This is a genomic window from Paenibacillus sp. BAC0078, assembly GCF_054483875.1.
The window spans coordinates 1-14,397 of sequence record NZ_JBTLRW010000004.1 but is presented as its reverse complement, the minus strand read 5'-3'; the positions used below and the strand labels follow the sequence as shown (position 1 = coordinate 14,397).

The 14,397-nt window shown below is 51.0% G+C and carries 11 protein-coding genes; 10 read left to right on the top strand and 1 reads right to left on the bottom strand.

Annotated features, from left to right (window positions below; genetic code table 11):
* The first annotated feature begins 77 nt into the window (after positions 1–77).
* From ACX1DY_RS09455 to ACX1DY_RS09445, 3 genes are read left to right on the top strand one after another with little or no spacing between them, the layout of a single operon-like run.
* Positions 78–1,415: an ABC transporter substrate-binding protein gene (locus tag ACX1DY_RS09455; RefSeq protein ID WP_458963946.1), complete on the top strand. Its 1,338-nt coding sequence runs from the start codon at positions 78–80 to the stop codon at positions 1,413–1,415.
* A 13-nt stretch (positions 1,416–1,428) separates the two neighbouring features.
* The gene (locus ACX1DY_RS09450; protein WP_458963945.1) at positions 1,429–2,301 is read left to right on the top strand and encodes a carbohydrate ABC transporter permease; all 873 of its coding nucleotides are present in this window, start codon (positions 1,429–1,431) and stop codon (positions 2,299–2,301) included.
* Positions 2,301–3,131 carry a carbohydrate ABC transporter permease gene (locus ACX1DY_RS09445; RefSeq protein ID WP_458963944.1) on the top strand — a complete coding sequence of 277 codons (831 nt, stop codon included), beginning with the start codon at positions 2,301–2,303 and terminating at the stop codon, positions 3,129–3,131. The genes ACX1DY_RS09450 and ACX1DY_RS09445 overlap by 1 nt, the downstream gene beginning before the upstream one ends.
* A gap of 772 nt (positions 3,132–3,903) precedes the next feature.
* On the opposite strand, the gene ACX1DY_RS09440 is transcribed toward ACX1DY_RS09445, so the two are convergent.
* On the bottom strand, positions 3,904–4,875 hold the full coding sequence (locus tag ACX1DY_RS09440) for a LacI family DNA-binding transcriptional regulator (RefSeq protein ID WP_458963943.1): 972 nt from the start codon (positions 4,873–4,875) through the stop codon (positions 3,904–3,906).
* A 128-nt stretch (positions 4,876–5,003) separates the two neighbouring features.
* Here ACX1DY_RS09440 and ACX1DY_RS09435 point away from each other — a divergent pair, with 128 nt between their 5' ends.
* The 7 genes from ACX1DY_RS09435 to ACX1DY_RS09405 all read left to right on the top strand — a co-directional run bounded on the left by ACX1DY_RS09435 (position 5,004) and on the right by ACX1DY_RS09405 (position 14,286).
* Positions 5,004–6,425, top strand: coding sequence for a glycoside hydrolase family 1 protein (locus tag ACX1DY_RS09435; protein ID WP_458963942.1), 1,422 nt, complete (start codon positions 5,004–5,006; stop codon positions 6,423–6,425).
* Positions 6,426–6,636: 211 nt separating this feature from the next.
* The gene (locus ACX1DY_RS09430) at positions 6,637–8,424 is read left to right on the top strand and encodes a cache domain-containing sensor histidine kinase (RefSeq protein WP_458963941.1); all 1,788 of its coding nucleotides are present in this window, start codon (positions 6,637–6,639) and stop codon (positions 8,422–8,424) included.
* Entirely contained in the window at positions 8,417–9,976 is a 1,560-nt protein-coding gene (locus ACX1DY_RS09425; protein ID WP_458963940.1) for a response regulator, read from the top strand. Before ACX1DY_RS09430 ends, ACX1DY_RS09425 begins: the two co-directional genes overlap by 8 nt.
* Before the next feature lie 127 nt (positions 9,977–10,103).
* Positions 10,104–11,060 (top strand): ABC transporter permease, encoded by a 957-nt coding sequence (locus ACX1DY_RS09420; RefSeq protein ID WP_458963939.1) that lies wholly within the window; start codon positions 10,104–10,106, stop codon positions 11,058–11,060.
* 9 nt (positions 11,061–11,069) lie between these two features.
* Complete coding sequence (locus ACX1DY_RS09415; RefSeq protein ID WP_458963938.1) at positions 11,070–11,972, top strand: carbohydrate ABC transporter permease; 903 nt, start codon at positions 11,070–11,072, stop codon at positions 11,970–11,972.
* A gap of 74 nt (positions 11,973–12,046) precedes the next feature.
* Positions 12,047–13,801: an ABC transporter substrate-binding protein gene (locus tag ACX1DY_RS09410; RefSeq protein WP_458963937.1), complete on the top strand. Its 1,755-nt coding sequence runs from the start codon at positions 12,047–12,049 to the stop codon at positions 13,799–13,801.
* A 227-nt stretch (positions 13,802–14,028) separates the two neighbouring features.
* A complete protein-coding gene (locus ACX1DY_RS09405; protein ID WP_458963936.1) occupies positions 14,029–14,286 on the top strand; it encodes a PD-(D/E)XK nuclease family transposase in 258 nt (85 codons plus the stop codon).
* Positions 14,287–14,397: the final 111 nt, after the last annotated feature.

Sequence of the window (14,397 nt, the reverse complement as noted above, 5' to 3'; positions counted from 1 at the left end):
CCTTAGGCAGGCGTCACTCTATAATCAGAAATGTAAACGGATTCAAAACAGAACAATTCAACTACGGGGGCGATAACATGAGTGACAAAATGAAAAAAATCGCAACAGGCATACTGGCTGGTGTAATGACATTATCGCTGGCTGCATGCGGCTCGGACAATTCGGGCTCCAGCAATGCTTCAGCAACTGACAACGGCAGCAGCGGCAATAGCGGTAAAAGCAGCGGCAGCAAAGTGACCATTGAGCTGGCCATCTCCAAAAGTTCGCAGGATTCGGCATTTGTCGCGCAGGATCTGCTCGATGAATTCGAACAGAAAACCAATATCAAAGTAAATCTTCAGCTCCTTCCGGCTGAACAGACGGCTACCGTGCTGCAGACCAAGCTGGCCGTTGACGAGGTGCCGGACCTTATCCAATACAACCTCGCCAGTGCCACTACGGATCTTAACCTGGAGCGCAACTTCGAAATTCTCGACAATGAACCGTGGGTTGGAAGATTGCTGAATAAGGATGTGCTCTCCGCTTACGGACATGTCTACAGCTTTCATGTAAGTCAGGATACAGGCATGCAGGGAGTTGTGTACAACAAGGATATCTTTAAAGATCTGGGGCTTGCCGTTCCGAACAATTTCGAGGAATTCCTGGCGGTGTGCGAGAAGATCAAGGCCAGCGGAATTACACCGGTCTTCATGCCGTACAAAGATGCGTGGGCCGCGAACATTTGGCCGGCTGCCGCATTTGCCGACTTTGCCGCGAAGCAGGAGCCCACACTGTTCGAAGACATCAATGCCGGCCGTAAAAAGTGGTCTGATGTTCCGGAGTTCGCTACTTTCCTTCAGCAGCAATATGATGTCTACAAAAAAGGCTATACCAATACCGACATTCTCAGCGACAGCTACGATATGGCTGTAGGCAAATTCCTGAATAAAGAAGTAGCTATGATGTTCATGGGCGATTGGCTGATTGTGAATGTGGCCGAAAAAGATCCGAATATGCATCTGGGTCTGTTCGCCATTCCTTCTTCCGAAGGTGCAAGCCTTGGCGCAAGTCCGCTGGGCGGACAGTTGTTCATTCCGAAGAAGGCCAAGCACATGGAGGAAGCGAAGAAATTCCTGGATTTCATCGCCACCAAAGAAGTGGCACAGAAGATTGTAGACAATCAAGGGTACGTGTCCAACTTCAGCGATGTGACAACACCTAAGCTTCCGGAATACAAGCAAGAAATTGTGGATCAATACATTACACCTAAGAAAACCGTGCTTACCACCGATGCTTACATGATCGTAGACCGCAGCGAGCTGTACCGTCTGCTTCAAGATGAGTTCGCCGGAGGCCTCGACCCTAAAGGCGTTCTCAAAGCCTGGGATGAGAAATTCAGCCAACTGATGAAAGACAAGGGTGTTGCAGGCTTCTGAGGAGTGTGAAGAGATGAAAATAGCAAAGAAACTATACTCGTATTATCTTATCTGGCCGGCGCTGCTGATCTATTCCATATTTTTCGTGCTTCCCGCAATCACCGGCTTGTTCTATTCCTTCACCGATTGGCGGCTGGACCGGGAAGCCATTTCATTCATCGGCTGGGACAACTTTGAACGTATATTTACCGACAAAACCCTGATCCTTGCCATCAAAAATACGGCTATCTTCGCGGTAGTTACTGTAATTGGCAAGAACCTGCTCGGAATCGCGCTTGCCGTTGGCTTAAACATGAAGCTAAAAACCCAAAACATTCTGCGGGCCATTTTCTACTCTCCGTCGATCTTAAGCGTTCTGGTAATTAGCATTGTGTTTACCCCCATGCTGCGCTCCGACGGTACGATTAACCGTATATTCGATGCCGTGGGCTTACATTCCTTGAGCCAGGCTTGGCTGACCAATCCTTCAATCGTTATCTGGACCGTTGCCGCCGTCTCCATCTGGCAGCATACCGGATTCCAAATGGCCATCTACCTGGCCGGACTCCAGTCCATTTCCAAAGAATACTATGAAGCCGCCACTATTGACGGAGCCGGTTCATGGAGAAGCTTCCGCAGCATCACCGTGCCGCTCCTGCTCCCGGCAATCAATATCAATCTGATGCTCACGCTGATCGGCGGGCTCAAAGTATTCTCCGAGGTATTCGTGCTGACCGGCGGTGGTCCGGGCAATGCTTCACAGGTGGTAGGTACCATCATCCTGCGCTCGTTCGGGGAAGGCAGCTGGGGTCTCGGTACAGCAGTCAACACACTGCTATTCGCCGCGGTAACCATCATTGCCATTCCGCTCTTGATCTTTATGCGGCGTAAGGAGGTATCGGAATAATGAGCTTTTCACGTAAAATGGCTTGGCGCAATCATCTGGTCGAAGCGTTCCTGATCCTTGCCTCTCTGCTGATTATCCTGCCGCTCCTGATCATGATTTTCGGAAGCTTCATGACCAGCTCGGAGGTGCTGAAATTCACCCTGCGGCTCCCGAATAAATGGATGTTCTCCAACTATTCAACGGTCTTCCGGGAAGGCGGTCTGGGCCGTGCTTTTCTGAATGGGCTGCTGATTACCAGCATCTCCTCCATTCTGAATATCTTCACCTCTTCGGCGGCTTCCTTTATCCTTGTCCGCAGAGAGAGCAAATGGTCGGGCTTTCTGTATATGTTCTTTTTCATGGGTCTGATTGCCCCGATGTCCACCATCACCACTATCCGTGTCGTGCAGTGGATGGGCTTCTACGGCAGCATTACCAGCGTTATCTTAATCTATGCCTCTCTCAACACTGCGTTCAGCGTATTTCTCTACAGCGGGTTCATCCGCTCCATACCGAAAGCGCTGGATGAGGTGGCTTTTCTGGAAGGCGCCAATACGTTTGATGTTTTCTTTAAAATCGTGACGCCGCTGATCGTTCCGGTCAACGCAACCGTAGCAATCATGGTCTTCATGTCCGTCTGGAACGACATTACCATTCCGCTCTATTTCCTGACCGACAGCTCCGACTGGACCATGCCGCTCTCAGTGTACAATTTCTACGGCAAATACAGCCGGGACTGGAACCTGATCTTTGCGGATCTTGTGCTAACCTCACTGCCTGTACTCATCCTGTACCTGTTCTGCCAGAAATACATTGTCAGCGGACTTACAGCAGGTGCGGTCAAAGGCTAAGATTCAAGCAGTCCTTGACTCGTGGAGCCCAAGCGCTTTTCCTTCGGGGAGGCTGCCAGCCTGCAACGGACTGAGCAGCCCTTAATTTCAGTGAAAGCCATAGTTTCGCTGTGCTAACGGACTCCAGTGCGCTTACTTAAGAAGATTTACCCGAAAACTGCAACTGGAGAGGCAATAAGCGCAATATGGTCCGTTAGCCTGGTGAAATAGCTCCTTTTGAGAAATTAAAGGCTTTACGGTCCGTAGCGGTCCGGCGGGTGTCATAAGCAACGTGAAACGAAGCGGAGTAAGCAGCCCGTGCTGGATCCGCAGATTCTGATGCTCAACGGTATATCATGAACTTAAAATCTTCGGATTAGCACACTGCTCCTTGCTTGAACTGCAGTTTGTCTGCAACGAGACCCATTCTTAAGCTATAACTGTATTTGCTGCAGCTAAAATGATCAATTATTGTGCTGGGAGAGCTTTAATTGTATTCTCTACAGTTAAAAAGCCTCACATGCCGTAAAAAAAGACGTCCCGCCAGTTTTAGTTGTACAGAATACAGCTAGACTTACAAATCCGCTTTTTCGCCGTCTTTTAACTGCACGAAATACAATTAGCCGCAACGCGGTCCGGCACTAGCTACTCTCCAGAGACACTCGCAGACGCGGGCGGCTGCGGCGCATATCAAGTTCAATCTATCCAGCTTGATCAAAAAATCCAAAAAGACGAGGCAAGCCCATTAAATGGCCTGCCTCGTCTTTTTGATACGCTCGTACCCCGGTCAGCCTCACGTAGTCTCCCGCTTGATCAGACTGAATTCCAGCTTCTGCTGCACCGCTTCCTCATGGTTCAGCTTCCCTTGCAGCAGGTAGAAGGCGTTCTGCGCCTGGGCAGCAATGGGATTCTCAATCGAGGTGATGCCCAGCGTATGGGCCAGCTCCGTATTGTCAAAGCCGACGATGGCGAGTTCTTCCGGGACCCTCACCTGCTGTCTGCGGGCTTCATTAAGCAGGCCCGCCGCCACGAGATCATTGGCGCACAGCACTGCATCCGGCCGTTCTCTGCCGTCCAGCAGCAATCGACGGACCAGCCGTTCCCCGTCGCGGATGGAATAGATGCCGGTGAGCGACCACTCTGGGCGCACAGCCAGATTATGCTTCTTCATAATATCCTCATAGGCCCCCAGCCGGCTGAGCGTATTCATGCTGTTCGGTCTGCCAAGCGCGTTGGCAATCCGGGTGTACCCTTGTCCGATGACATGCTCCACGCCCAGCTTGTACCCTTCATACTGGTTCATGGCTACCGAGTGGATGTCAGGAAGCTGCATCCGCTGCCAGGAGACAATTGGCCCATACTTGCTATAGGAGCCTAACAGCGCATGATCATTGACACAGGTGATTATGACGAGCGCATCCACTCTTTTTCTCCGCAGATCCTCAAAGGCCTTCAGCTCCTTCTTCGCATCTCCGCCCGAGGTATATACAATGGTCTGATATCCGTTCTGGCTGGCCGTCTCCACAAAGCTGTTCAGAAAAGGCAGCATCACTTCGTTAATACCCTCCGTACACATTCCAATCTGAAGGGTCCGCCCTTTGGACAGGGAGACGGCGTTGCCATTCGGAACATAGTCCAGCTCCTTCATAATCGCCAGAATTTTATCCCTTGTCACCGGATTGACATGAGGGGAGTGATTCAGGACCCGGGAGACGGTAGCTTTGGAAAAGCCTGCCAGCTTTGCAATTTGATCAAGATTCGACATGCTGCCTCTCCTTACATCAAAAATAATACTTGACGTGTAACGCGTTACAACCTTTAGCATTCAACTTGAAGAGATCAATATTAGCTTACCATATTTCAGACTACTAACCATAAAAGGCGGGATAACAAATGACTGTACAATTTCCGGACGGTTTCCTGTGGGGCGGCGCAGTAGCTGCGAACCAATGTGAAGGCGCATATCAGGAAGATGGCAAAGGCTGGTCCACCCAGGATGTGGCTCCGCAAGGAATCAAAGGCCCTGTGACCGAAGTCCCTACCGAAGACAATCTGAAGCTTGTCGGCATTGATTTTTACCACCGGTATAAAGAGGATATCCGGCTGTTTGCCGAAATGGGCTTCAAGGTGTTCCGCACTTCCATTGCCTGGTCACGGATATTTCCAAATGGCGACGAGACGGAGCCGAACGAACAGGGCCTGCAATTCTATGATGATCTGTTCGACGAATGCCACAAGTACGGCATTGAACCGCTGGTCACCCTCTCGCATTATGAAACGCCGCTGCATTTGTCCAAGCAATATGACGGCTGGGTGAACCGTAAGCTGGTGGGCTTCTATGAGCGTTATGCCAGAACTGTGTTCACACGCTACAAGGATAAGGTGAAGTATTGGCTGACCTTCAACGAAATCAACTCCATTCTGGAGGAGCCGTTCATGAGCGGCGGTATCTATACACCGAAGAAGGAACTCAGCAAACAAAATCTCTATCAGGCCATTCACCATGAATTCGTTGCCAGCGCGCTGGCGGTTAAGATCGGCCATGAGATTAATCCGCAGGCCAAAATCGGCTGCATGGTGCTTAGTATGCCAACCTATCCGCTCACGCCGAATCCGGATGATGTGATTGTGGCGATGGAAGCGGAGCACAAGAATTATTTCTTTGCCGATGTGCACGTGAGAGGCGAATATCCGGGTTACATGAAACGCTTCTTCCGGGAAAAAGGCATTGAGATCCAGATGGAGCCGGGCGATGCCGACATTCTGAAGCATACGGTGGATTTTATCTCCTTCAGCTATTATGTGAGCATTTGTGAAACGGCAGATGCCGGCAAGCGTGAGCAGTCGAAAGGCAATTTGTTCAACGGTGTGGTCAACCCTTACCTGAAGGCCAGCGAATGGGGCTGGCAGATTGATCCACAGGGCTTGCGTTATGTCCTGAACATGTTCCATGACCGCTACCAGAAACCGCTGTTTATCGTAGAGAATGGCCTTGGGGCTGTGGACAAGCTGATTACGGGGGCAGACGGCGTGCCGACGGTTGAGGATGATTACCGGATTCAATATTTGAACGATCACCTGGTTCAGGTAGGCGAAGCCATTGAAGATGGCATTGAGATTATGGGCTTCACTTCCTGGGGCTGCATTGACCTCGTCAGTGCCTCCACCGCACAGATGAGCAAGCGTTACGGTTTCATTTATGTAGACCGCCAAGATGACGGCTCAGGCACCCTTGAGAGATACCGCAAGAAGTCGTTCCACTGGTATAAAGATGTAATCGCAACGAACGGTAAAAGCCTGCGGCGCAACAGCTAGTAAATTCAGCAGATAGCGTACAGCAGACGCGGACGACACAAAGAGGACTACGGAGAAAGACAGCCGTTGTCCTCTTTGTGCTGGTTAGAGATGAGCCCAAACAGCATAACTGAAGACAATAAATGCAAAAATAATTACATATAATAGGCATGAGTTTACGGTATACTTTCGTGTAAGCGTTATCAATCAAATACTGGAGGTGATTCTATTCGTGTATACCCGTATCATCACTCTGATGAACAATCTGCGCCTCAGGACCAAGCTCTTTCTGTCATTCGGCTGCGTCGCCCTGATTCCGGTGCTCATTGTGGGGGTGTTCCTGACAAGTGAGCTGCGGAATATGGCGATGGGTAATGCGCTGGAGCAGATCACGGCCAATGTGGACCGGGTGAAAAAACGGACCGGCGAGATGCTGAGCGTCCCGCTCGATATTGCTTACCGGCTGTCCAATGACAGCCGCCTGGAGGAGGCCGCCAACCACCGCTATACGTCGGTGTATGATGTTGTGCAGGCCTACCGGAACTACCCCGATTTCCGCGAATTTGTCCGGCTGTACGATGAAGTCTCCAGTATCCGCCTGTATATCGACAATCCGACAATTCTGGATAACTGGGAGTTTCTGCAGGCGGATGAGAAGACCACAGAGGAGCAGTGGTACCGGACCGCCATCGCCCAGAAGGGGCTGGTGATCTGGAATTATATCCGGGACAACCGTAACGGCCGGTATTATCTCAGCTTGATCCGCAAGATCGATTTTCTGAAGCAGCGGACGTCCGGCGTGCTGGTTGTGAATGTGAATACCAATGAACTTAATTCCATTCTGAAGCAAGAGACCTTCGAAACCCTTATTGTCGATGAGAACGACAACGTTGTCGCCTCTAACCGCGCAGATACGCTTGGCAAAACGCTGGCTGACATTGATTTTAAAGCCGTAACCGCCGCAGAGCACGGTCCCTACGATGTGACGATTGACGGCAAACCCTTCAAAATGCTGATTGAGAACTGGCAGCCCGGGGGAAGCCTGAACAGCCTGCGCATCATCTCCATCTTCTCCGTTGACAGCATTGTGCAGGAGCCCAACCGGATTATCTTACTGGCTGCTTTGGTGATCATTTTCGCGTTAATTATGGCGATTCTGCTAATCTATTATTTCTCAAGGCTGCTCACCGGACGGATGCTGCAATTAAGCAAGCATATCTCCAAGGTCTCCTCGGGAAATTTGGGTGCTACACTCGTTATTGACGGCAAGGATGAAATCGGCCAGCTTGCGAGACAGTTCAATCATATGGTGCGCAACATTGGCGACCTGATGAACGAGGTTCAGGAATCCAACCGGCAAAAAAACGCCACCCTGCTGAAGCAGAATGAGATCAAATTAAAAATGATGGCCAGTCAGATCAATCCCCATTTCCTCTTCAATGCCCTGGAATCCATCCGCATGAAAGCACACCTCAGAGGACAGGCCGATATTTCCCAAGTCGTGCGGCTGCTGGGGAAAATGATGCGCAAAAACCTGGAGGTTGTGGGTGGGATGATCAGCCTGCAAAGCGAGCTGGAGACCGTAAGCTGTTACTTGGGTCTTCAGAAATTCCGCTATGATGACAGGCTTGCTTACGAGCTTGATGTGGACCCCAAGGCGGGAGCTGTTCAGATTCCGCCCTTGATTATTCAGCCGCTGGTGGAGAACTGTGTCATTCACGGGCTGGAGAACCGGATTGACGGCGGCATGGTCCGGGTGGATATCCGCATAGAAGACGGGCAGCTCAAGGTTCAGGTATCCGACAATGGAACAGGCATTTCCAAAGCACGGATGCAGCAAATCCGGCAGATGCTGGAGAGCAAGGATGACTATGAAACCAATAATATCGGGATGCGCAATATTCATATGCGGCTTCAGTTGACCTACGGCCCGGAATACGGCTTGACCCTGGCAAGCCAACCGGGATACGGAACACAGATCAGCTTTGCTATCCCTTTAAGGAGAGATACTTATGTATAGTGTGCTCATTGTGGATGATGAGCTGGCGATCCGCGAGGGACTTGCGGCTCTGCTGGACTGGGAGAGCCTTGGATATCAGGTCATTGACACAGCGGCTAATGCCATAGAAGCAAGGCATAAATACGAGCTTTATTCCCCCGATCTGATGATTATAGATATCCGCATGCCCGGCAGAGACGGTCTGGAGCTGATTCAAGAGCTGCGGCAGGCCGATCCGGAGATGCACATCATTATCCTCAGCGGTTATGCGGATTTCAGCTATGCCAAGCGTGCGCTGTCTTTCGGCATCGACAACTATTTGCTCAAGCCGGTGGACGAGGATGAATTGCGGAAATATCTGACAGGTCTGTCTGCTGAACTGGAAGCACAGACTGCCCACCGCAAGCAGGATGCTGCCGTCAAGGTATGGACTCGGGAAATGCTCGTTCAGTCCCTGCTGATGGAGAGCAGTCCGCAGGCTCCGGCCGCAATGGAGGCATCGGTGCTGGAGTCCGGCCTGCGCTGGGACTCCTATCAGGTGGTGCTGATCCGGCTGCTGCTTCAGGACAATGCGGACAACGGGCCTTCAACGGCCGTTAAGACGAGGCTTGCGGCAAGCTTTGAGGAACACGGGTGGGGTGTTGTTTTCGCTCTGGACTCTTATTTGGGTGTTCTGCTGCAGCCTTCTTTTCAGAGGGAGCTTGTGCGCAAATTAATGGTCCAGGCGATACAGGAAGCCGTAACTGCCCAAGGGCTGGAATGTATCATTACCGCAGGCGACATGGTGGACGCTCTGGAGGAAATCCCTCTCTCCCACCAGTCGGCGCTGGCAAGGATGAAGGAGCATTTCTTCTACGATGAGCCGGGGATGATTGGGCCGGATTCCCTGAAGCTGAAGGTAGGGCTCCCGATTAGGGCAGAGGAAGTGGAGAGCAGGCTTGCGTCTGTGGTGGAGCGGCTCTATTTCGCCTTGGATATCGGTAGCACCGGGGTGCTGTCTTCGCTGATCGGGGAAACGGGTGAACTGATGATCGCCGCCCGTTATTCCGAGATGGCCGTGAAATCGCGTTATGTGCGGATAGCCACTTATCTGATCAACAAGCTCGCGCTCCAGCACAAGGAGTCTGTCCTGCAGATCAGCTCCGTGGATGAGCAAATCGAGCAAATTTATAAATACACCTCAATGCCCGGACTGCAGCGCTACGTCATCACTCTGCTGGAGCACTATGCCGGCGGTATCGCCCGTGATGATATGGAGGTCCTGATGAAACGGATGCTGGACCTCATCCACCGGCGTTATGACGAGAATCTGAAGCTGGACACACTTGCTGACGTGTTCACTTACAGCAGCGCCTACCTGGGCAAGCTGTTCAAGAACAGCACAGGTCTCTCCTTCAACAGCTATCTGGACAAAGTCCGCATGGAGAAAGCCAAGGAGCTGCTGGATCAGGGCTGCAAAATCCATGAGGCTGCAAGCGAGGTCGGCTTCAGCGATGTGGATTATTTTCGCGAAAAATTCAAAAAGCTTGAAGGCATCTCCCCCTCCGACTACCGCAGAAAAAGCTCTTCATGAAATAAATGCGCTTTCAGAAAGCGCTTACGAAAAGAGCGGATTTCTCCCTGTTTTTTATAGCAAATGTTCCGGTGTTTCCTGGATTCCCGGTAGCTTATGATAGTGCCATATCGAAGGAGGGACATTAATGAAAGCGATTACTACCAAAGTGAAGCCGGAGCTGAAGAAGCCTGCCTCACGCTTTTGGCCAACCTTCTTGCAGCAGAAGTACCTCTATATGATGGCTATTCCATTTGTGCTCTGGGCATTTGTATTCAACTATCTGCCTCTATGGGGATGGACGATGGCTTTTCAGAAATACAAGCCCGGCAAATCCTTTTTCGAGCAGAAATGGGTCGGCCTCAAGTACTTCAAGGAGCTGTTTCAGGATGAGCAGTTCTTCAATGCGCTGCGCAACACGCTCGCGATGAGCATCATGGGCCTGCTGGCCGGATTTATCGTACCCATTATCTTCGCCGTTCTTCTGAATGAGCTGAGGCAGCAGCTTCTGAAACGGTTTGTACAGACGGTCTCCTATCTGCCCCACTTCGTGTCCTGGGTGGTTGCCGCCGGGATTATTACCAAGATGCTCTCTACGGATAACGGTGCGGTGAATGATCTCCTGATGGGCCTCCACCTGATCAATGAGCCCATTCAATTCATGGCCAAAGGCAATCTGTTCTGGGGCATTGTCACGGCTTCGGATGTCTGGAAGGAAACAGGCTGGAACACGATCATTTATCTTGCGGCGATCTCGGGCATCGGCCCGGAGCTGTATGAAGCAGCCAGGGTGGATGGTGCAAGCCGGCTACAGCAGGTGCGGAACATTACGCTTCCGGGCATTCGGACGACGATTATTATTCTGCTCATCATGTCGATTGGTCACCTGATCAGTATCGGTTTTGAGAAGCAGTTCCTGCTCGGCAACAATCTGGTGCGCGACTACTCGCAGACACTGGATCTATATGCACTAAATTATGGGCTGGGCATGGGGCGATTCTCCTTCGGTACAGCCATTAATATCTTCAACTCTGTAGTGAGCGTGATTCTGCTGTTCGTTGCCAACGGCATTTTCAAAAAAATAACGAAGGAAAGCATCATATAGGAGGCCCTTATGCTGAGTAAAAAACTGGCCGCCGCATCTTGGTCGGACCGCATCTTCGATTTGGTAGTCTATGTTGTGATTACAATTGTAACTATCGCCACGTTATATCCCTTTCTGAATGTGCTGGCGATTTCCTTCAATGACTCCACGGACAGCATCAAGGGCGGAATTACGGTCTTCCCCCGTGTGTTCACCTTCAAGAACTATGAGACGATCTTTGCCTACTCCGGGTTGATGACCGGGCTGAAGATTTCCATTCTGCGCACCATTATCGGCACAATTCTCGGCCTGGTTAGCGCCTCCATGCTGGCCTTCACCCTGAGCCGGATGGATTTTCAGGCCCGCAAGTTCGTCTCCACCTTTCTCGCACTAACGATGTACGTCTCGGGCGGACTGATCCCTATCTACATTCTGATCAAAGACCTGCATATGATGGGAACCTTCAGTGTCTATGTCCTCCCCAGTCTCGTCAGCGCATTCAATGTATTCGTCATCCGTTCCTTCATTGACGGCCTGCCTTACGCCCTGCAGGAATCCGCCAAGCTGGACGGGGCCAATGACTTCACGATTTACTGGCGGGTCATTCTCCCGCTGACCAAACCGGCGCTGGCGACCATCGCCCTGTTCCTGGCCGTCGGCCAGTGGAATTCCTGGTTCGACACTTACCTCTACAACGGGTCCAAGGATTCGCTGACCACCCTGCAGTTCGAGCTGATGAAGGTCATCCAGAGCACGACCACCAACGCAGATAATTTCCGCGGACGCAATATGACCGAGGTCATGGCGCAAATCTCCCCGGAATCGGTCAAAATGGCGATCACGATTGTCGTTACGGTGCCTATTCTGGTTGTCTATCCGTTCCTGCAGCGCTACTTCGTTAAGGGCATGACGCTCGGTTCGGTAAAAAGCTAATCCGCTTCGGTATCGCCAGGCTCCGCCTGTGTATACAATACATTTTTGATCAGAAAAAGGGAGGGTTTCTATTCATGACAAGAAAGACAGTGAGACCGTACGTGCTGCTGATGGTCTTGACCTTGCTTCTCAGTGTGCTGGCAGGCTGCGGCGGCTCCAATAATACCAAGAATACGGCAGACAATGCCGAGGCCACTAAGGCTGCCAATACAGGCAGCAATACAAAGGCCACCGCAGAGGCTACTGCAGAAGCCGAAGATTTAAGCCCGCTGACACTCTCCTTCTTCGCGGAAGACCCGAATCCGAACTGGAATAATATGAAGGACGAGGTCAGCAAACAGATTACGGCAAAAACAGGCGTCACGCTCGATGCCGAATTTGCCGTCGGCGACCCGCAGCAAAAAATTGCTCTGATCGCAGCCGGCGGTGAATACCCGGATATCATCTCTGCCAAAGGGGATATCGGGAAGCTTGTCGATGCCGGAGCCGTCATTGATCTGACCGAATTAATTGATAAATATGCACCCAACATCAAGCGTGTGCTCGGCGACAACCTCGCCCGGGCGAAATATACCAATGAAGACCAATCCATCTATGCCATTCCGACCTGGGCAGCGGTAGATGAGAAGAAATTCGTGGCTGGCGGCGGGTTCGAGCTGCAGCACCGGGTAGTGAAGGAAGCCGGTTATCCCGAAATCCGCACCGTCCAGGATTATGAGAAAGTGATCAAAGCTTACCTGGAGAAGCATCCCACCGATGAGAACGGTAACAAGAACATCGGGCTCTCCCTGAATGCGGATGACTGGCATATGTACATTTCCGTCACCAACCCTGCCGTGTCTACGACAGGCGGCTCCGATGACGGGGAATACTACATTGATCAGCAGACCCATGAGGCCATCTACCACTTCCGCCGCCCGGAAGAGAAGGAATATTTCCGCTGGCTGAACCATATGAACGATATCGGCCTGCTCGACAAAGAGAGCTTCGTGCAGAAGTATGATCAGTACAAAGCCAAAGTAGCCACCGGACGGGTGCTCGGCCTGATTGACCAGGATTGGGACTACAATGACGCCCAGCAGGCCCTCAAGACAGCAGCCAAATTCGACCAGACCTACGGTCACTATCCGGTAACCCTGGCGAAGGAATTCAAGGAAACCAGCTTCTGGCCTACCGGCTTCATGGGGGGCTACGGCATTTCGATTTCCACCACTAACCCTGATCCGGTCCGCACAATCAAATTCCTGGATTACCTCGCTTCCGATGAAGGTCAAATCCTGAACAACTGGGGCGTTGAAGGCAAGCATTACGTAGTGGAGAACGGCAAACGCGTCGTGCCTAAGGAGGTTCAAGACCGCATCAACAATGACAATACGGCCTTCACCAAGGAATCGGGACTCGGCTTCTACTGGAATATGATGGTTCACTACGGAGATGGTGCCAAGGACTCCACCGGCAACTATTACACCAAAAACTTCCCGGAACAGCTTGTGCTTGGCTATAGTGATGTCGAGAAAGAAACGCTCGCTGCTTACAAGGCAACCACCTGGAAGGACCTGTTCCCGAAGGAAGAGGAATTCCCAGAAAAAGCATATGGAGCCGCATGGAACATCTCGGTTCCAGGCGAAGATGAAGTGTCCATCCTGGGCAACAAAATGAGAGACATTACGTGGAAACGAATCCCTCAAGCGATCCTAGCCAAACCGGCAGAATTCGATAAAATCTGGGACGACTACATGGCCGATCTGGAAAAAGCCGGCGTAAAGAAGATGGAACAAGGCTACACCAAATATGTGCAGGACCGTGTGGCTTTGTGGAGCGGTAAATAAGAGCATGCGCAAGAGCCGTACGGGCAATCCGCACGGCTCTGTTTTTATTTTGCGGCAATAAACATTAGCTAATGTTGACTATATGCAACAGAAATAAATTTCGTGATATAATCTTTACAAAATTTTTTGCTGACTTTTCTGAACTAACGCTTACAGATGATATAGAAATTCATTTTATGGAACTATCAAAGCTCAATGAACAATGATTCCAACTGAAGGTGGTTTATATGAATGAACCCGGAATAGAAAAAGCTATGACTGCCTTGGAGTATTTAAGTCAGGATGCAGAAGCACGGCGCTTGTATGAGATGCGACAAAAATACTTGCACGACGAAGCCTCCATGATTGAAGGTGCTAAGGAAGAAACTAAGCTTGAGGTTGCTAAAAACCTCGTACAGATGGGAATGGATCTTTCATCTATAGCCAAAGCAACCGGATTACCTGAAGATGAAATAAGAAAGCGTGAATACTCCCACCGCCTATAGAGGCGGGGGCTTCTTGTTTCGACGATCGCTGCCTTTTTGTAGAAAGGTCTTACATGATCTCCACAAGCGTTCGATGCAGTATGCATCCCGTTCGGGGCAAACCCTCCCTAC

Coding starts and splice junctions, on each gene's coding strand:
- ACX1DY_RS09455 (WP_458963946.1), top strand. CDS start 78: ATGAGTGACAAAATGAAAAAAATCGCAACAGGCATACTGGCTGGTGTA.
- ACX1DY_RS09405 (WP_458963936.1), top strand. CDS start 14,029: ATGAATGAACCCGGAATAGAAAAAGCTATGACTGCCTTGGAGTATTTA.
- ACX1DY_RS09425 (WP_458963940.1), top strand. CDS start 8,417: ATGTATAGTGTGCTCATTGTGGATGATGAGCTGGCGATCCGCGAGGGA.
- ACX1DY_RS09415 (WP_458963938.1), top strand. CDS start 11,070: ATGCTGAGTAAAAAACTGGCCGCCGCATCTTGGTCGGACCGCATCTTC.
- ACX1DY_RS09435 (WP_458963942.1), top strand. CDS start 5,004: ATGACTGTACAATTTCCGGACGGTTTCCTGTGGGGCGGCGCAGTAGCT.
- ACX1DY_RS09420 (WP_458963939.1), top strand. CDS start 10,104: ATGAAAGCGATTACTACCAAAGTGAAGCCGGAGCTGAAGAAGCCTGCC.
- ACX1DY_RS09450 (WP_458963945.1), top strand. CDS start 1,429: ATGAAAATAGCAAAGAAACTATACTCGTATTATCTTATCTGGCCGGCG.
- ACX1DY_RS09410 (WP_458963937.1), top strand. CDS start 12,047: ATGACAAGAAAGACAGTGAGACCGTACGTGCTGCTGATGGTCTTGACC.
- ACX1DY_RS09445 (WP_458963944.1), top strand. CDS start 2,301: ATGAGCTTTTCACGTAAAATGGCTTGGCGCAATCATCTGGTCGAAGCG.
- ACX1DY_RS09440 (WP_458963943.1), bottom strand. CDS start 4,875: ATGTCGAATCTTGATCAAATTGCAAAGCTGGCAGGCTTTTCCAAAGCT.